Source organism: Streptomyces sp. NPDC037421 (assembly GCF_055602105.1).
In genome coordinates this window covers 342,659-358,883 of sequence record NZ_JBVJWV010000004.1, presented here as the reverse complement: position 1 = coordinate 358,883, position 16,225 = coordinate 342,659, and the positions used below count along the sequence as shown (strand labels likewise).

Sequence of the window (16,225 nt, the reverse complement as noted above, 5' to 3'; positions counted from 1 at the left end):
GCGCCCGGCCGGATCCCTCCGGCCGGGCGCGCGTCGTCGCGGGCTCAGTGCTCCTTGGGCGTCCAGTAGTCCAGCAGGGTGCACACGCCGGGTTCGAGGGTCTTCCACGAGCCGGTGAAGGAGACGATGGCCAGCGCGGCGGTCGGGAAGCCCGTACGGGTCATCCGGGCCAGGGCGTCGCCCTCGGAGCGTCCGGAGAGGACATCGGCGAGGGCGTGCATGCCGGGGTTGTGGCCGATGACGAGGAGGTCGGACACCTCGTCGGGGGTCTCGTTCAGCAGGGCGATGAGCTCGCCGGGCGACGCTTCGTAGATCCGCTCCTCGTACGAGGTCTTCGGCCGGGACGGGAGTTCCTGGACGGCGAGCTTCCAGGTCTCCCGGGTGCGGGCGGCGGTGGAGCAGAGGGCCAGGTCGAAGGCGATGCCGGTCTCGGCCAGCTTCAGTCCGACGGCGGGCGCGTCCTTGCGGCCGCGTTCCGCCAGCGGGCGGTCGTGGTCGGACACCTGCGGCCAGTCGGCCTTGGCGTGCCGGAGGAGGGCGATCCTGCGGGGTGTGTCGGCGCTCATGGCCCCCAGCTTCGCACGAAACGAGCCACCGGGCGCAGGGTGTTGGGGGGCCTTCCCCCCGCGGTGGGGCGTGCCCGGCGCACGCGGGTCAGCCGACGGCGCGCAGCAGCTGGTGGGTGACCTGGATGAGTGCGGAGCCCTCTCCGCTGGCGGCGTGCGCCTGGCCGGAGCCGGCGAGGAGGAGCAGGAGGAGGCCGAAGGCGAGCGCGGGCAGGGCCAGCGTCCACCAGCGCAGCCGGGTGTCGGGGGCGGTGCGGGGGCCGGGAAGGTGTGCGGGGGCCGACATGGCCGCCTCCGTGTGTGTGCGGGTGGGACGGGCTCGCTCTCCTTCGAATCTATGGATCCGAAGGCGCGGTTCCCATCCGGGGCACACCCCAGGCAACCCTGAACCTGGCCCCCTAGGGGATGGTGGGGATATCCCCACCATGCCCCGGGGCCCTGGTGTCAGGGTGAGGCGATGGTCGCGATGACGGCGATGACCACGGTCACGAGCAGCATCGCGCCGAGCACGAGGCCGAGCTTCTTGTGGCCGTTCTGGGGGTTCGGTTCGAGTACGGGCGACATGCCGTTCAGTCTCCCATGCCGCATTCGTCCTCGATCGTGCGGTCCCGGCCGGCGAGGACGCCGAGGGCGATCTGGGGGACGAGGAGGGCCGCCATCAGGACCAGCGGGAGGTCCCAGCCGCCGCTGTGCTGGTAGAGGGTGCCGATGACCAGGGGCCCGGGGATGGAGATGAGGTAGCCGGTGCTCTGGGCGAAGGCGGAGAGCTTGACGACCCCGGCCGGGGACTTGGCGCGGAGCCCGATCATCGTGATGACGAGGGGGAAGGCGCAGTTGGAGATGCCGAGCAGCAGGGCCCAGGCCCAGGCTCCGGCGGCGGGGGCGAGGTAGAGCCCGAGGTAGCCGGCGAGGCCGAAGAGGCCGAGGACGGCGGCGATGGGGCCCTGGTTGCGCATCCGTCCGGCGAGGCCGGGGATGACGAAGGCCAGGGGGACGCCCATGACCATGGTGACGGCGAGCAGGACTCCGGCGGTGGAGGCGGAGACGCCCGCGTCGCGGAAGATCTGCGGGAGCCAGCCCATGGTGACGTAGGCGCCGGTGGCCTGGAGGCCGAAGTAGCAGGCCAGGGCCCAGGCGGTGCGGCTGCGGACCACGGAGGGTCCGGTCGCCCCGGTCGCGGCGGCGGGGGCCGCGGCCTTCTCGCGGCGGCCGGCGGCGGCGATGGGCAGCCAGGGCAGTACGGCTGCGACGGCGAGGACGGCCCAGACCAGCAGGCCGGTGCGCCAGCTGCCGCCGAGGGCGCCGGTGAGGGGGACCGTCGCGGCGGCGGCGAGGGAGGTGCCGGCGGCCAGGGCCATGGAGTAGAGGCCGGTCATGGTGCCGACCCGGTCCGGGAAGTAGCGCTTGACGATCACCGGGAGCAGCACGTTGGTCAGGGCTATGCCGGCCAGGGACAGGGCGCTGGCCGCGAGGAATCCGGCGGCGTTGTCCGCGAAGGGGCGGACCAGCAGGCCTGCGGCGACGGCGGCCATGCCGGCGCAGACGACGGCGGCCGGGCCGAACCGGCGGGAGAGCCGGGGGGCGGTGACGCCGAAGACGGCGAAGCAGAGGGCGGGGACCGAGGTGATGAGCCCGGCGACGGTGCCGCTCATGTGGAGGCCGGTGCGGGCCTCTTCGAAGAGGGCTCCGAGGCTGGTGATGGCGGGCCGCAGGTTGAGGGCGGCCAGCACGATTCCGACGACGAGCACCGGGCCCAGCCACTTGGGGGCGGCGTCGGCGGGGGCGGGCGCGGGCAGGGCGGCGGAGCCGCCGCTCGCGACCGCCGGGCGGTTCATGGTCTGGATGTCTTCGTCGTGCATCCAGCCATCATAGAATCATGGGATGATTGGTTGTCCAGTCTTGAACGGTCTTGCAGGACTCCGTCCAGCCCCGCTCCAGCCGTCCCCGGCCCAGCCGTCCCCGGCCCAGCCGTCCCCGAGGGGGTTCCACCCGCCATGCCGCTGACCTCGCCCCGGCGATCCGCGCTCGTCGACCAGGTGATCGCCCAGCTGAGGAACCAGATCACGTCCGGCGAGTGGCCGGTCGGGAGCCGGATCCCCACCGAGCCCGAGCTGGTGGAGCTGCTGGGCGTCGCCCGCAACACCGTGCGGGAGGCGGTCCGGGCCCTCGCGCACAACGGGCTTCTGGACATCCGCCAGGGTTCGGGTACGTACGTGCTCGCCACCAGCGAGCTGGCCGGTGTGATGCACCGGCGCTTCGCGGGCGCCGACCCCCGGCACATCGCGGAGCTGCGCTCGACGCTGGAGTCCTCGGCGGCCCGGCTGGCGGCGGAGCGGCGGACCGGGCGGGACCTCGTACAGCTGGACGCGCTGCTGGCGCGGCGCGAGGAGGCGTGGACGAGCGGGGACGCGGAGCTGTTCGTGGCGGCGGACGTGAGCCTGCACATGGCGGTGGTGGCGGCCTCGCACAACGACGTGCTGATCGAGCTGTACGCGGACCTCGGCGACCTGGTCGCGGACTGGCTGCGGACGGACGTCGGCGCCGAGCTGAACCCGGCGGACCACCTGGACCACGCCCGGCTGATCGAGGCGATCCGGCGCGGGGACGCGGACGCCGCCGCGGCGGAGGCGGCGGGCTACCCCTTCGCCTGCCGGGGCAGGACCCCCGCGTAGGGGCCCTTCAGGGGGTGCGCTGGTGGCTCACCCAGGCCGTGCGCACCTCTTTCCAGCAGCGGCCGGTGAGCCGGGTGCGGCCGGCCGGGTCCAGGGGGACGAGGGCGCCGTCCCCGTCCACGTCCCACCAGCGCTCGCACTCGACGTGGAGGCGGAGCAGGTCCGTCTCTGGGTAGCCGTTGTGGCAGGACGCGACCACGGTGGAGCCGGTGATCGCGGTGTCGCAGTCGGCGCCGAAGAGTTCCCCGACGGGCGGCCGCGCGGGCCGTACGGGTGGCTCGCCGGGGATGTCGTCGAGGTCCACGACGGCCTGCCCGGCCGCTTCGGGGCCAGGCGCGGGTTCCCGTACGCCGGGCTGGGCGAGGGCTCCGGGGCCCAGAAGGCCGGTCAGGAACAGGGAGGTGACCAGCAGTGATACCGCTCGGCTCGGCCTCGCGCCCACGCCCGCACCTCCTCCCCGAACGCACCGGGAAGATCCCGGCATGGTCATTTTGCAGGTATCTGTCCCGGTTTTCGACTCGGGAAGATCCACCCCGGGCTCGGACATCCGGTCGAACGGGGCCGCGCGACGCCCCTTGAGGACCCCTCACCCGCCCCTGCGGCACGCGAGAACGGCGATGGCCGCGCCCTCCGGGAGGAAGACGCGGCCATCGCCGTTCGTACGGGTCGGTCCTGGGGTCAGGCACCCATGGCGTGCAGGCCGCCGTCCACGTGGACGATCTCGCCGGTGGTCTTCGGGAACCAGTCCGACAGCAGCGCGACGACACCGCGGCCCGTCGGCTCCGGGTCGCTCATGTCCCACTCCAGCATGGAGCGGTGGTTCCAGGTGTCCGCCAGGTCGGAGAAGCCGGGGATGGACTTCGCGGCCATCGAGCCGAGCGGGCCGGCCGAGACCAGGTTGCAGCGGATGTTCTCCTTGCCCAGGTCGCGGGCCAGGTAACGGCTGGTGGCCTCCAGGGCGGCCTTGGCCGGGCCCATCCAGTCGTACTGCGGCCAGGCGAACTGCGCGTCGAAGGTGAGGCCGACGACGGCCGCGCCCTCCGCCGGGAAGAGCGGCTTGCAGGCCATCGTCAGCGACTTCAGCGAGAACGCCGAGACGTGCATGGCGGTGGCGACCGACTCGAACGGGGTGTTCAGGAAGTTGCCGCCGAGGGCGTCCTGCGGGGCGAAGCCGATGGAGTGCACGACGCCGTCGAGGCCGCCGAGCTCGTCGCGGACGAGGCCCTCCAGGCGGGCGAGGTGCTCGTCGTTGGTGACGTCGAGCTCGATCACCTTGACCGGCTTGGGCAGCTTCTTGGCGATGCGCTCGGTCAGCGACGGGCGCGGCCACGCGGTGAGGATGACCTCGGCGCCCTGCTCCTGGGCCAGCCTGGCGGTGTGGAAAGCGATGGAGGACTCCATCAGCACACCCGTGATGAGGATGCGCTTGCCCTCGAGAATTCCGCTCATGGTGATCAGTGACCCATGCCCAATCCGCCGTCAACGGGAATGACGGCTCCGGTGATGTACGCGGCGTCGTCGGACGCCAGGAAGCTGACGGCTGCCGCGATCTCCTCGGGCTGCGCGTAGCGGGCGAGCGGCACGTTCGCCACGATGCCCGCACGCTGCTCGTCGGTGAGCACCTTCGTCATGTCGGTGTCCACGAAGCCGGGGGCGACCACGTTGAAGGTGATGTTGCGGGAGCCCAGCTCACGGGCGAGGGAGCGGGCGAAGCCCACCAGCGCGGCCTTGGAGGCGGCGTAGTTGGCCTGGCCGGCCGAGCCCAGCAGGCCCACGACCGAGGAGATCAGGACGACGCGGCCCTTCTTGGCGCGGAGCATGCCGCGGTTCGCGCGCTTGACCACGCGGAAGGTGCCGGTGAGGTTGGTGTCGACGACGGACGCGAAGTCCTCCTCCGACATGCGCATCAGCAGCGTGTCCTTGGTGATGCCGGCGTTGGCCACCAGCACCTCGACGTTGCCGTGCTTCTCCTCGATCTCCTTGTAGGCCTGCTCCACCTGCTCGGAGTCGGTGATGTCGCAACGCACCGCCAGCACACCGAGCGAGGTGAGCTCCTGCGGGGGCTCGCCCGAACGGTACGTGATGGCGACCTTGTCGCCGGCCTCTGCGAAGGCTCGGGCGATGGCGAGGCCGATGCCCCGGTTTCCTCCGGTGACGAGAACCGAGCGGCTCAACGGATCACCCTTTCGCTAGCGGTCTGATTAGCAAAAACCTATAGGCCGCGCAGGGCATCCGGAGAATCGGGCTCCGACAGGGCCTCGCGACGGGCTCTGTCGAGTCCCTACAGAAAGATGTAGGCACAGCCGCCCCGGGCGCGACATGATCGGGGCGACCGGCCCCGACCCCGGGAGGACTTCCGTGGCCCATTCCATCGACGCGGCTTTCACCGCGCTGCCCCTGCGGGCGCTCGCCGACGCGGCACTCGCCCGGGCCCGCGCGCTGGGCGCCGACCATGCCGACTTCCGGCTGGAGCGGATCCGCAGCGCCTCCTGGCGGCTGCGTGACGCCAAGCCCTCCGGCGGCTCCGACACCACCGACCTCGGTTACGCGGTCCGGGTGGTGCACGGCGGCAGCTGGGGCTTCGCCTCCGGCGTGGACCTGACCATGGACGGCGCCGCCAAGGTGGCCTCGCAGGCCGTGGCCATGGCGAAGCTGTCCGCCCAGGTGATCAAGGCGGCCGGCTCGGACGAGCGGGTGGAGCTGGCCGAGGAGCCGGTGCACGCCGACAAGACCTGGATCTCCGCCTACGACGTCAACCCCTTCGAGGTGCCGGACGCCGAGAAGTCGGCCCTGCTCGCCGACTGGAGCGCGCGGCTGCTGGCGGCCGAGGGCGTGGCGCACGTGGACGCCTCGCTGCTCGCCGTCCACGAGAACAAGTTCTACGCCGACACCGCGGGCACCTCGACCACCCAGCAGCGGGTGCGCCTCCACCCGCAGCTCACCGCGGTCGCCGTCAACGGGACCACCGGCGAGTTCGACTCGATGCGCACGATCGCCCCGCCCGCCGGGCGCGGCTGGGAGTACCTGACCGGTACCGGCTGGGACTGGAACGCCGAGCTGGAGCAGATCCCGGCCCTCCTCGCCGAGAAGATGCGGGCCCCCAGCGTGCAGGCCGGGCGCTACGACCTGGTCGTGGACCCGTCCAACCTGTGGCTCACCATCCACGAGTCCATCGGCCACGCCACCGAGCTCGACCGGGCGCTGGGCTACGAGGCGGCGTACGCGGGGACCTCCTTCGCCACCTTCGACCAGCTCGGCAAGCTCAAGTACGGCTCCTCGATCATGAACGTGACCGGTGACCGCACCGCCGAGCACGGCCTGGCCACCATCGGCTACGACGACGAGGGCGTCGAGGCGCAGAGCTGGGACCTGGTCAAGGACGGCACCCTGGCCGGCTACCAGACCGACCGGCGGATCGCGAAGCTGACCGGCCTCGGCCGCTCCAACGGCTGCGCGTACGCCGACTCCCCCGGGCACGTGCCCGTGCAGCGGATGGCGAACGTCTCGCTCCAGCCGGATCCGGGCGGGCTCTCCACGGAGGACCTGATCGGCGGGGTGGAGCGCGGGATCTACGTGGTCGGCGACCGCTCCTGGTCGATCGACATGCAGCGCTACAACTTCCAGTTCACCGGGCAGCGCTTCTTCCGGATCGAGAACGGCAGGCTGGCCGGGCAGCTGCGCGACGTCGCGTACCAGGCGACGACCACCGACTTCTGGGGCTCCATGGAGAAGGTCGGCGGCCCGCAGACCTACGTCCTGGGCGGCGCCTTCAACTGCGGCAAGGCCCAGCCGGGCCAGGTCGCGGCGGTCTCGCACGGCTGCCCGTCGGCGCTGTTCCGCGACGTGAACATCTTGAACACCACCCAGGAGGCCGGACGCTGATGTCGCCGAACCGCACGAAGCCCCACGAGATCGTCGAGCGGGCCCTGGAGCTGTCCACCGCCGACGGCTGCGTCGTCATCGCGGACGAGGAGTCCAGCGCCAACCTGCGCTGGGCCGGCAACGCGCTCACCACCAACGGGGTGACCCGCGGCCGGACCCTGACGGTCATCGCCACGGTCGGCGGCCGGGAGGGCACGGCCTCGGGGGTCGTCTCGCGCTCCGCCGTCACCGCCGCCGACCTGGAGCCGCTGGTACGGGCCGCCGAGGCGGCGGCGCGGGCGGGCGGTCCCGCCGAGGACGCCCAGCCGCTGGTGACCGGCACCCCGGCGTCCCCGGACTTCACCGACGCCCCGGACGAGACCTCCTCGGCCGTGTTCGCGGACTTCGCCCCGGCCCTCGGCGAGGCCTTCGCCCGGGCCCGGGCGGGCGGCCGCGAGCTGTACGGCTTCGCCAACCACGAGCTGACGTCCACGTACGTCGGCACCTCGACCGGGCTGCGGCTGCGCCACGACCAGCCGAACGGCACCCTGGAGCTCAACGCCAAGTCACCCGACCGGCTGCGCTCCGCCTGGGCCGGCCGGGCCACCCGGGACTTCAAGGACGTGGACCCGACGGCCCTGGACGCGGAGCTGGCCGTGCGCCTGGGCTGGGCCGAGCGGAAGGTCGAGCTGCCGGCCGGCCGGTACGAGACCCTGCTGCCGCCGACCGCGGTGGCCGACCTGCTGATCTACCAGATGTGGTCGGCGACGGCCCGGGACGCGACGGAGGGCCGGACGGTCTTCTCCAAGCCCGGCGGCGGCACCCGGATCGGGGAGCGGCTGTCGCGGCTTCCGCTGACCCTGCGCAGCGACCCGAACGCGCCGGGCCTGGAGTCCACGCCGTTCGTGATCGCGCACAGCTCGGGCGACGACGCGTCGGTCTTCGACAACGGCCTGCCGGTCCCGGCGACGGAGTGGATCAAGGAGGGCGAGCTGGCCCGGCTGACCACGACCCGGCACAGCGCCGCGCTGACCGGGCTGCCGCTGTCCCCGGCGTTCGGGAACCTGATCCTGGACGGGGGCGGCGAGAAGTCCCTGGAGGAGATGGTGGCGGGCACCGAGCGGGGTCTGCTGCTGACCTGCCTCTGGTACATCCGCGAGGTCGACCCGGCCACGCTGCTGCTCACCGGCCTGACCCGGGACGGGGTGTACCTGGTGGAGAACGGGCAGGTCACGGGCGAGGTGAACAACTTCCGGTTCAACGAGTCGCCGGTGGACCTGCTGTCGCGGGCCTCGGAGGCGGGGCGTACCGAGAAGACCCTTCCGCGCGAGTGGGGCGACTGGTTCACCCGGGCCGCGATGCCGCCTGTCCGCATCCCGGACTTCAACATGAGTTCGGTCAGCAAGGGCGTCTGATCCACCTAGACTGAGCTCGGCATTTCCACATTTCGTAAGGAGTCGAGAGACCGTGACGGACATCGTCGACGAACTGAAGTGGCGCGGGCTGTTCGCCCAGTCCACGGACGAAGAAGCGCTGCGCAAGGCCTTCGCGGACGGTCCCGTCACGTTCTATTGCGGCTTCGACCCGACCGCGGCCTCGCTGCACGTGGGGCACCTGGTGCAGGTGCTCACCGTGCGCCGGCTCCAGCAGGCCGGGCACCGGCCGCTGGCGCTGGTCGGCGGGGCCACCGGTCAGATCGGCGACCCGCGTCCGACGGCGGAGCGCACCCTGAACGACCCGGAGACGGTCGCGAACTGGGTGAACCGGCTGCGCACGCAGATCGAGCCGTTCCTGTCCTTCGAGGGCGAGAACGCCGCGGTCATGGTGAACAACCTGGACTGGACGGCGGGCCTGTCCGCCATCGAGTTCCTGCGGGACATCGGCAAGCACTTCCGCGTCAACAAGATGCTGACGAAGGACTCGGTCGCCAAGCGGCTGGACTCGGAACAGGGCATCAGCTACACGGAGTTCAGCTACCAGCTGCTCCAGGGCATGGACTTCCTGGAGCTGTACCGCCGCTACGGCTGCACCCTCCAGCAGGGCGGCTCCGACCAGTGGGGCAACCTGACGGCGGGCCTCGACCTGATCCACCGGGTCGAGCCGACGGCGCACGTGCACGCGATGGCGACCCCGCTGATGGTCAAGGCGGACGGCACCAAGTTCGGCAAGTCCGAGAGCGGGGCCGTCTGGCTGGACCCGGAGATGACCACCCCGTACGCGTTCTACCAGTTCTGGCTGAACGTGGACGACCGGGACATCTCCACCTACATGCGGATCCTGTCCTTCAGGTCCCGTGAGGAGCTGGAGGAGCTGGAGGCGCAGACCGCGGAGCGTCCGCAGATGCGGGCCGCCCAGCGGGCGCTGGCGGAGGAGCTGACCACGCTGGTGCACGGCGCGGACCAGTGCGCCGCCGTGATCGCCGCGTCGAAGGCGCTGTTCGGCCAGGGCGAGCTGGCGGAGCTGGACGAGGCCACGCTGGCCGCGGCCCTCTCCGAGCTGCCGCACGCCCGCGTCGCCGAGCTGGCGCAGGTCGTGGACCTGTTCGCGGAGACCGGCCTGGTCGCCAGCAAGTCGGCGGGCCGCCGGACCGTGAAGGAGGGCGGCGCCTACGTGAACAACGTGAAGATCACCGCCGAGGACGCGGTCCCCGCGCCGGAGGACCTGCTGCACGGACGCTGGCTGGTGCTGCGCCGCGGCAAGAAGAACCTTGCCGCGGTGGAGGTCACCGGCGCCTGACGCGCACGGAGCACGGCCGAGGGGCCGGCGCGGACACCTCCCCCGGCTACCGCCGGGAGGAGCCCAGTCCGCGTCGGCCCCTTCGTCGTGCCCCCGTCAGACCGTGTGGCGTCTGCCGCCCCGCAGGGCCATGTAGACCATGTCGCCGAGGCCGACGACGACCACGGCTCCGACGAGCTGGAGCAGGTGCCGGATCCAGTCGATGCCCCTGGTGTCCTCGACGCCGATCCAGCGTGAGACGGCGTTGCCGAGGATGGCACCGACGATGCCGAAGAGGGTGGTCAGCCAGAGGGGCTGGTGCTGCTTGCCCGGCAGGACGGCGCGGGCTATGAGGCCCAGCACGAAACCGACGATGATCGCCCACAACCATTGCATGTCGAGCCTCCTCGTGGCGCGTTGTGCGCATGTGGGCCCAGTTTCGACCCATCCGGCGTACAGCGCATTTCGGACACTCCCGTTCGGAGGACACCCCCTCTCCTCCCCCGGGCACGCGCGGCGTACCGTGGAGTGGTCCGGACCGGGGAGTGTCCGGCGGGCGGATCGGGCGGTGGAGCATGCAGCGGACGAAGCGGAACGGACCCGAGGTCTTCCGGATCACGGGAGCCCGGATGGGCCTCGCCGAGGACGTACGGGGGCGCCAGCGCCGGTACGTCATCTCGATGGGGATCCGGACCCTTTCCGTGATCGCCACGGTGGTCCTGTGGAACGTGGAGCGCCATGTGGCCATCGTGACGCTGGCCGCCGGCCTGCTGCTGCCGTACATCGCCGTCGTCATCGCCAACGCGGGGCGCGAGTCGACGCCCAATCTGCCCTCGAACTTCATCCCCGCCCCTGTGCGCCCGGCACTGGACTCGGGAAACCTCAATAAAAGCTCAGATCAATCATGAAGTTCCGGTGCACCCCACGGGGTCGTGCGTGACATACTGCCTACGCGCTCCGCATCCCCCGTCGGAGCGACGGACCGACGCCGGGCAGCTCCCCCCGTGGCTGCCCGGCGTCGCCCTTCCGTTTGTAGGGTTGGGGCCGTGACTTCTCCCGAAACCCCCACCTGCTCCGCCAAGGGCTGCCGCGACGCGGCCGTCTGGGTCCTGGCGTGGAACAACCCGAAACTGCACACGCCGGAGCGGCGCAAGACCTGGCTGGCGTGCGCGGAACACCGCGAACACCTCTCCCAGTTCCTGGGGGTCCGCGGCTTCCTCAAGGACGTCGTGAAGCTGGAGGAGTGGGTCCAGCCCGAGGGCTCCGAGCGCGAGCGCCCGTAGCCCGGGGCGCGGCCCGCGGGCGTCAGCCGCCGATCGCCGACATGGGGCGGTCGGGCTGCAGGAAGGACGGGTCGTCGAGTCCGGACCCGGCCTTCTTGCCCCACATCGCCACCTTCCACAGGCGGGCGATCTCCTCGTCCGGGGCGCCCGAGCGCAGGGCGGCGCGCAGGTCCGACTCCTCGGTGGCGAACAGGCACGTACGGACCTGGCCGTCGGCCGTGAGCCGCGTACGGTCGCACGCCCCGCAGAAGGGGCGGGTGACGGAGGCGATGACCCCGACGGTGGCCGGGCCGCCGTCGACCAGCCAGCGCTCGGCCGGGGCCGAGCCGCGCTCCTCGGCGCCTTCCTCGGTGAGGGTGAAGCGGGTGCGCAGGGAGGCCAGGATGTCCCCGGCGGTGATCATGCCCTCGCGCTTCCAGCCGTGCTGGGCGTCCAGGGGCATCTGCTCGATGAAGCGGAGCTCGTACTCGTTCTCCACGGCCCAGGCGAGCAGGTCGGGCGCCTCGTCGTCGTTCAGCCCCGGCATCAGGACGGCGTTGACCTTGACCGGGGTCAGGCCGGCCTCGCGGGCGGCGGCCATGCCGTCGATCACGTCGTGGTGGCGGTCGCGGCGGGTGAGGGTCTTGAACACCTCGGGCCGCAGGGTGTCGAGGGAAACGTTCACCCTGTCCAGGCCGGCGGCCTTGAGGGCCTGGGCGGTGCGCTTGAGGCCGATGCCGTTGGTGGTCAGCGACATCTTGGGGCGGGGCTCCAGGGCCGCGCACTGCTCCACGATGCCGACGAGGCCGGGCCGCAGCAGCGGCTCACCGCCGGTGAAGCGGACCTCGGTGATGCCGAGGCCGGTCACGGCGATGCGGATCAGCCGGACGATCTCGTCGTCACTCAGCAGATCGGACTTTCCCAGCCACTGCAGGCCCTCCTCGGGCATGCAGTAGGTACACCGCAGGTTGCACCGGTCGGTGAGTGAGACGCGCAGGTCAGTGGCCACGCGGCCGTACGTGTCGAGAAGCACTGTGGGCCCCCTCCCCTGTCCGGATCTAGAGGTCTGGTCAGTTCGAGCGTACGCGACCTGTGTGTCGTGGAGGGATGCCCGAATGAACGAGACGTAACGCGGCCGCGTCGTAGGGAAGTACGACGCGGCCACGCACGGTGTTCGTACGGTTTCGGGGAGCCCCTGTCAGTGGGCACCGGTGCCGGTGAGGGAGCGCACCTCCAGCTCGGCGAACTTCTGCGGGTCGGCCTCTTCCTTGGACAGGACCGTTCCCAGCCACCCCAGGAAGAAGCCGAGGGGGATGGAGATGATCCCCGGGTTCTCCAGCGGGAACCAGTAGAAGTCGGCGTCCTTGAACATCGAGGTGGGCTTGCCGGAGACCACGGGCGAGAAGAGGACGAGCCCGACCGCCGAGATCAGCCCTCCGTAGATCGACCACAGCGCGCCCTGGGTGGTGAAGCGCTTCCAGAAGAGGCTGTAGAGGATCGTCGGGAGGTTGGCGGAGGCGGCCACCGCGAAGGCGAGGGCGACCAGGCCGGCCACGTTCATGTCGCGGGCGAGGGCCCCGAGGAAGATGGCGACGGCGCCGATGACCACGGTGGACCAGCGGGCTGCGCGCACCTCCTCCTTCTCGGTGGCCTGTCCCTTGCGGATGACGTTCACGTAGATGTCGTGCGCGAAGGAAGAGGAGGAGGCCAGGGTCAGGCCCGCGACCACGGCGAGGATGGTGGCGAAGGCCACCGCGGAGATCACCGCGAGCAGGACCGCGCCGCCGGTGGAGTCCGGGCCGCCGCCGATCTCCTGGGCGAGGAGCGGTGCGGCGGTGTTGCCGGCCTTGTTGGAGGCCAGGATGTCGGCCCGCTTGAGCAGGGCCGCGGCGCCGAAGCCGAGGGCGATCGTCATCAGGTAGAAGGCGCCGATGATGCCGATGGCCCAGTTCACGGACTTGCGGGCGGCCTTGGCCGTGGGGACGGTGTAGAAGCGGATCAGGATGTGCGGCAGGCCGGCGGTGCCGAGGACCAGGGCGAGGCCGAGGGAGATGAAGTCGAGCTTGGTGAGCCCGTCCTTGCCGTACTTGAGTCCGGGCTCCAGGAACTTGGTGCCCTGGCCGCTGTTCTCGGCGGCCTGGCCCAGCAGTGCGGAGATGTTGAAGTTGAACTTCAGCAGCACCAGGAAGGTGATCAGCAGGGCGCCCGCGATGAGCAGGACCGCCTTGACCATCTGGACCCAGGTGGTGCCCTTCATCCCGCCGATCGTGACGTAGACGATCATCAGCAGGCCGACCAGCGCGACGACGGCGACCTTGCCGCCGTCGCTGGTGATGCCGAGGAGCAGCGAGACGAGCACGCCGGCGCCGGCCATCTGGGCGAGCAGGTAGAAGATCGAGACCACGATGGTGGAGGTGCCCGCGGCGGTGCGGACGGGCCGCTGGCGCATCCGGTACGCGAGGACGTCGCCCATCGTGTAGCGGCCGGAGTTGCGCAGCGGCTCGGCGACCAGCAGCAGGGCCACCAGCCAGGCGACGAGGAAGCCGATGGAGTAGAGGAAGCCGTCGTAGCCGAAGAGGGCGATGGCTCCGGCGATGCCGAGGAAGGACGCGGCGGACATGTAGTCGCCGGAGATGGCCAGGCCGTTCTGGAACCCGGTGAACTGGCGGCCGCCGGCGTAGAAGTCGGCGGCGTCCTTGGTCTGGCGGCCCGCCCAGACGGTGATGATGAGGGTGGCGACGACGAACAGCCCGAAGAGGGTGATGATCAGCGGGCGGTGCTCGCTCGCCCCGGCGGCGACCGTCAGCCCGGAGATGGTGTTCGCGCTCGGGGTCATGCTCCGGCCTCCATGCGCTTCTTGATGGCCTCGGCCTTGGGGTCGAGCTCTGTGGCGGCGTGCCGCGAGTAGAGCCAGGCGATCAGGAAGGTCGTCAGGAACTGGGCGACGCCGAGGACCAGGGCGACGTTGATGTTGCCGAAGAGCTTGGTCCCCATGAAGCCGCCCGCGTAGCTGGACAGCAGGACGTAGAGCAGGTACCAGGCGATGAAGGCCACGGTGAGCGGGAAGGCGAAGGACCTGTAGGAGCCGCGCAGTTCGGCGAATTCGGGGCTCTGCTGGACGCGCGTGAACTCTTCGGCCGACGGGTGTGCCGGGGCCGGTCCCGCGCCGCCCGGCGGCGGCGCTGCTTCGGTGGTCACGGGGGGTTCTCCTTGTGACGCGGGTGCGGTGGGGACGACGGACAAAACAACCTCCGTGTGGGGGACGGTGGTGCTGATCCCCCCTGTCAACGGCACGGCCGGCGTGTCGGGACGGTTCAACACCCGCTGATTCTTTGAGAACTTCTTTCTCGAACTGATGGCGCAAACAGGAACGTCAGCGCTAGGTTCGCGTGTCATGAACCCGTCCGACGCGACCGCGTGCGGACGGCTTTTTCACGGATGATGTGGAGAACCCATGGCTCATCTGGGACACGGCCGCCGGCGAGCTCTCGCCGTACCGGTCGGCCTGGCGCTCACTGCCTCGCTCGCCTTCCTGCCCTCGGTGGCCGCCTCGGCCGCACCGCTGGGCAACACGGCGGACTCGGTGACGGCCGCGAAGCCCGCCGCCACCGGCCCGAAGCTGTCCTACGTGGCGAACCTGAACGTGTACGCCACGGCGACGGCGGCGAAGAAGGCCATCGAGCGGGCCGGTGGGACCGTGGTGATCGCCCACGAGCAGATCGGGGTCATCGTCGCGCACTCCGAGAACCCGGACTTCGCCAAGCAGCTGCGCGCGCAGCGCGGCCTGTTCAACTCGGTCGGCGCCACCCGTACGGCCCCCCTGAAGCCGGTGCAGACCACCGAGGAGGGCACGACCCAGACGCTGAGCGCGGCCGACGCCGCGAAGGCGGCGGCGCAGGCCGAGCCGGGCCAGGAGCCCCTGGAGTCCAACCAGTGGGACCTGCGGGCTATCAAGGCCGACGCGGCACACAAGATCAACGATGGCAGCCCCGACGTCACCGTGGGCGTCATCGACACGGGTGTCGACGACACTCACCCCGACTTGGCCCCCAACTTCTCCAAGGGGCAGTCCGCCAACTGCGTCGGCGGCGTCGCCGACACCACCGAGGGCGCGTGGCGTCCGTACGCGGACGGCAGCGACCACGGCACCCACGTGGCCGGCACCATAGCCGCCGCCCGCAACGGGATCGGCGTCAGCGGTGTCGCGCCGGGCGCGAAGGTCGCCGGCATCAAGGTGAGCGAGCCGGGGACCAGCCTCTTCTACACCGAGGCGGTCGTCTGCGGCTTCATGTTCGCCGCCGAGAAGGGGATCGAGGTGACCAACAACAGCTACTACGTCGACCCGTGGAACTACACCTGCAAGAACGACGACGACCAGAAGGCGCTGGTTGAGGCCCTCACCCGGGCCACCAAGTACGCCGAGCGCAAGGGCGTCCTCAGCGTGGCCTCGGCCGGCAACTCCAACCACGACCTGGCGGCGGACTCGATCGAGGACACCACCAGCCCGAACGACAGCACCCCGCTGCCGCGCACCATCGACCCGAAGGTCTGCCTGGACCTGCCCACCCAGCTGCCGGGTGTGGTCACGGTGAGCGCGACGGGCGACAAGGGCCTCAAGTCGTACTACTCCAGCTACGGCCTGGGTGTCGTCGACGTCGCTGCCCCGGGCGGCGACAAGTGGCAGGTCCCGGCCACCCCGGACGCCAACGGCCGCGTGCTGTCGACCGTCCTGGGCGGCGGCTACGGCTACAAGCAGGGCACCTCGATGGCCGGCCCGCACGTCGCGGGCGTCGCGGCGCTGCTCAAGAGCGCGCACCCGACGGCCACGCCCTCGCAGCTCCAGGCCATGCTGAAGGCCCAGGCCACGAAGGTCGCCTGCCCGGAGAAGATCTACGACGCCACCGGCAACCTGGTCAACGCCACCACTTGCACCGCCAAGTGGGGCCAGACGGCGTACTACGGCTCGGGCGTGGTGGACGCGCTCAAGGCCGTCCAGTAGCACCGGACGCGTGAACGCGGAAGGGGGGGGGGGGGGGGTTCCCCCCCCCCCCCCCCCCCGTCCCCCCCCCCCCCCGGGGTTTGGTGCGGGCCTTCTCGCGGTGTGGTGGTTCCCCCCGCGGGTGACCTTCGTGAACTCTGTCAAGGGGGA

At 71.1% G+C, this 16,225-nt stretch carries 18 protein-coding genes; 7 read left to right on the top strand and 11 right to left on the bottom strand.

Annotated features, from left to right (window positions below; translation table 11 throughout):
- Positions 1-44: 44 nt before the first annotated feature.
- From ACZ7IF_RS09280 to ACZ7IF_RS09265, 4 genes are all read right to left on the bottom strand, one after another.
- A complete protein-coding gene (locus ACZ7IF_RS09280; protein WP_470965475.1) occupies positions 45-566 on the bottom strand; it encodes a SixA phosphatase family protein in 522 nt (173 codons plus the stop codon).
- A gap of 88 nt (positions 567-654) precedes the next feature.
- Positions 655-852 carry a hypothetical protein gene (locus ACZ7IF_RS09275; RefSeq protein ID WP_470965472.1) on the bottom strand — a complete coding sequence of 66 codons (198 nt, stop codon included), beginning with the start codon at positions 850-852 and terminating at the stop codon, positions 655-657.
- A gap of 158 nt (positions 853-1,010) precedes the next feature.
- Positions 1,011-1,130: an SGM_5486 family transporter-associated protein gene (locus tag ACZ7IF_RS09270; RefSeq protein WP_260618654.1), complete on the bottom strand. Its 120-nt coding sequence runs from the start codon at positions 1,128-1,130 to the stop codon at positions 1,011-1,013.
- 5 nt (positions 1,131-1,135) lie between these two features.
- Complete coding sequence (locus tag ACZ7IF_RS09265; protein ID WP_470965469.1) at positions 1,136-2,425, bottom strand: CynX/NimT family MFS transporter; 1,290 nt, start codon at positions 2,423-2,425, stop codon at positions 1,136-1,138.
- Between the two features lie 135 nt (positions 2,426-2,560).
- Here ACZ7IF_RS09265 and ACZ7IF_RS09260 point away from each other — a divergent pair, with 135 nt between their 5' ends.
- Positions 2,561-3,238 carry a FadR/GntR family transcriptional regulator gene (locus ACZ7IF_RS09260; protein ID WP_470965466.1) on the top strand — a complete coding sequence of 226 codons (678 nt, stop codon included), beginning with the start codon at positions 2,561-2,563 and terminating at the stop codon, positions 3,236-3,238.
- A 7-nt stretch (positions 3,239-3,245) separates the two neighbouring features.
- Here ACZ7IF_RS09260 and ACZ7IF_RS09255 read toward each other — a convergent pair whose 3' ends face one another.
- The 3 genes from ACZ7IF_RS09255 to fabG all read right to left on the bottom strand — a co-directional run bounded on the left by ACZ7IF_RS09255 (position 3,246) and on the right by fabG (position 5,412).
- Complete coding sequence (locus ACZ7IF_RS09255) at positions 3,246-3,680, bottom strand: hypothetical protein (protein WP_470965463.1); 435 nt, start codon at positions 3,678-3,680, stop codon at positions 3,246-3,248.
- A gap of 236 nt (positions 3,681-3,916) precedes the next feature.
- Positions 3,917-4,687 (bottom strand): enoyl-ACP reductase FabI, encoded by a 771-nt coding sequence (gene fabI / locus ACZ7IF_RS09250; RefSeq protein ID WP_007263356.1) that lies wholly within the window; start codon positions 4,685-4,687, stop codon positions 3,917-3,919.
- Between the two features lie 5 nt (positions 4,688-4,692).
- Positions 4,693-5,412: a 3-oxoacyl-[acyl-carrier-protein] reductase gene (gene fabG / locus ACZ7IF_RS09245; protein WP_125819328.1), complete on the bottom strand. Its 720-nt coding sequence runs from the start codon at positions 5,410-5,412 to the stop codon at positions 4,693-4,695.
- A gap of 184 nt (positions 5,413-5,596) precedes the next feature.
- Here fabG and ACZ7IF_RS09240 point away from each other — a divergent pair, with 184 nt between their 5' ends.
- From ACZ7IF_RS09240 to tyrS, 3 genes are read left to right on the top strand one after another with little or no spacing between them, the layout of a single operon-like run.
- A complete protein-coding gene (locus ACZ7IF_RS09240) occupies positions 5,597-7,120 on the top strand; it encodes a TldD/PmbA family protein (RefSeq protein ID WP_470965460.1) in 1,524 nt (507 codons plus the stop codon).
- Positions 7,120-8,514: a metallopeptidase TldD-related protein gene (locus ACZ7IF_RS09235; protein WP_470965457.1), complete on the top strand. Its 1,395-nt coding sequence runs from the start codon at positions 7,120-7,122 to the stop codon at positions 8,512-8,514. The genes ACZ7IF_RS09240 and ACZ7IF_RS09235 overlap by 1 nt, the downstream gene beginning before the upstream one ends.
- A gap of 52 nt (positions 8,515-8,566) precedes the next feature.
- On the top strand, positions 8,567-9,835 hold the full coding sequence (gene tyrS, locus ACZ7IF_RS09230; protein ID WP_470965454.1) for a tyrosine--tRNA ligase: 1,269 nt from the start codon (positions 8,567-8,569) through the stop codon (positions 9,833-9,835).
- Positions 9,836-9,931: 96 nt separating this feature from the next.
- Here the strand turns inward: tyrS and ACZ7IF_RS09225 are convergent, their stop codons facing one another.
- Complete coding sequence (locus tag ACZ7IF_RS09225; protein ID WP_470965451.1) at positions 9,932-10,210, bottom strand: GlsB/YeaQ/YmgE family stress response membrane protein; 279 nt, start codon at positions 10,208-10,210, stop codon at positions 9,932-9,934.
- A gap of 179 nt (positions 10,211-10,389) precedes the next feature.
- Between ACZ7IF_RS09225 and ACZ7IF_RS09220 the strand changes: the two genes are divergently transcribed.
- Both ACZ7IF_RS09220 and ACZ7IF_RS09215 read left to right on the top strand, forming a co-directional pair.
- The gene (locus ACZ7IF_RS09220) at positions 10,390-10,722 is read left to right on the top strand and encodes a DUF3099 domain-containing protein (protein ID WP_470965448.1); all 333 of its coding nucleotides are present in this window, start codon (positions 10,390-10,392) and stop codon (positions 10,720-10,722) included.
- 138 nt (positions 10,723-10,860) lie between these two features.
- A complete protein-coding gene (locus ACZ7IF_RS09215) occupies positions 10,861-11,097 on the top strand; it encodes a hypothetical protein (protein ID WP_470965445.1) in 237 nt (78 codons plus the stop codon).
- 22 nt (positions 11,098-11,119) lie between these two features.
- Here ACZ7IF_RS09215 and moaA read toward each other — a convergent pair whose 3' ends face one another.
- The 3 genes from moaA to ACZ7IF_RS09200 all read right to left on the bottom strand — a co-directional run bounded on the left by moaA (position 11,120) and on the right by ACZ7IF_RS09200 (position 14,274).
- A complete protein-coding gene (gene moaA / locus ACZ7IF_RS09210; RefSeq protein ID WP_470965442.1) occupies positions 11,120-12,109 on the bottom strand; it encodes a GTP 3',8-cyclase MoaA in 990 nt (329 codons plus the stop codon).
- A 165-nt stretch (positions 12,110-12,274) separates the two neighbouring features.
- Positions 12,275-13,912, bottom strand: a complete 1,638-nt coding sequence (locus tag ACZ7IF_RS09205; RefSeq protein WP_470965438.1) for a solute symporter family protein — start codon at positions 13,910-13,912, stop codon at positions 12,275-12,277.
- On the bottom strand, positions 13,909-14,274 hold the full coding sequence (locus ACZ7IF_RS09200; RefSeq protein WP_470965435.1) for a DUF485 domain-containing protein: 366 nt from the start codon (positions 14,272-14,274) through the stop codon (positions 13,909-13,911). The genes ACZ7IF_RS09205 and ACZ7IF_RS09200 overlap by 4 nt, the downstream gene beginning before the upstream one ends.
- Positions 14,275-14,530: 256 nt before the next feature.
- On the opposite strand from ACZ7IF_RS09200, the gene ACZ7IF_RS09195 reads away from it, so the two are divergent.
- Positions 14,531-16,075 carry a S8 family peptidase gene (locus ACZ7IF_RS09195; protein ID WP_470965432.1) on the top strand — a complete coding sequence of 515 codons (1,545 nt, stop codon included), beginning with the start codon at positions 14,531-14,533 and terminating at the stop codon, positions 16,073-16,075.
- Positions 16,076-16,225: the final 150 nt, after the last annotated feature.

Coding starts and splice junctions, on each gene's coding strand:
- ACZ7IF_RS09275 (WP_470965472.1), bottom strand. CDS start 852: ATGTCGGCCCCCGCACACCTTCCCGGCCCCCGCACCGCCCCCGACACC.
- ACZ7IF_RS09205 (WP_470965438.1), bottom strand. CDS start 13,912: ATGACCCCGAGCGCGAACACCATCTCCGGGCTGACGGTCGCCGCCGGG.
- ACZ7IF_RS09225 (WP_470965451.1), bottom strand. CDS start 10,210: ATGCAATGGTTGTGGGCGATCATCGTCGGTTTCGTGCTGGGCCTCATA.
- ACZ7IF_RS09220 (WP_470965448.1), top strand. CDS start 10,390: ATGCAGCGGACGAAGCGGAACGGACCCGAGGTCTTCCGGATCACGGGA.
- fabI (WP_007263356.1), bottom strand. CDS start 4,687: ATGAGCGGAATTCTCGAGGGCAAGCGCATCCTCATCACGGGTGTGCTG.
- ACZ7IF_RS09280 (WP_470965475.1), bottom strand. CDS start 566: ATGAGCGCCGACACACCCCGCAGGATCGCCCTCCTCCGGCACGCCAAG.
- ACZ7IF_RS09260 (WP_470965466.1), top strand. CDS start 2,561: ATGCCGCTGACCTCGCCCCGGCGATCCGCGCTCGTCGACCAGGTGATC.
- ACZ7IF_RS09270 (WP_260618654.1), bottom strand. CDS start 1,130: ATGTCGCCCGTACTCGAACCGAACCCCCAGAACGGCCACAAGAAGCTC.
- ACZ7IF_RS09265 (WP_470965469.1), bottom strand. CDS start 2,425: ATGCACGACGAAGACATCCAGACCATGAACCGCCCGGCGGTCGCGAGC.
- ACZ7IF_RS09235 (WP_470965457.1), top strand. CDS start 7,120: ATGTCGCCGAACCGCACGAAGCCCCACGAGATCGTCGAGCGGGCCCTG.
- ACZ7IF_RS09195 (WP_470965432.1), top strand. CDS start 14,531: ATGGCTCATCTGGGACACGGCCGCCGGCGAGCTCTCGCCGTACCGGTC.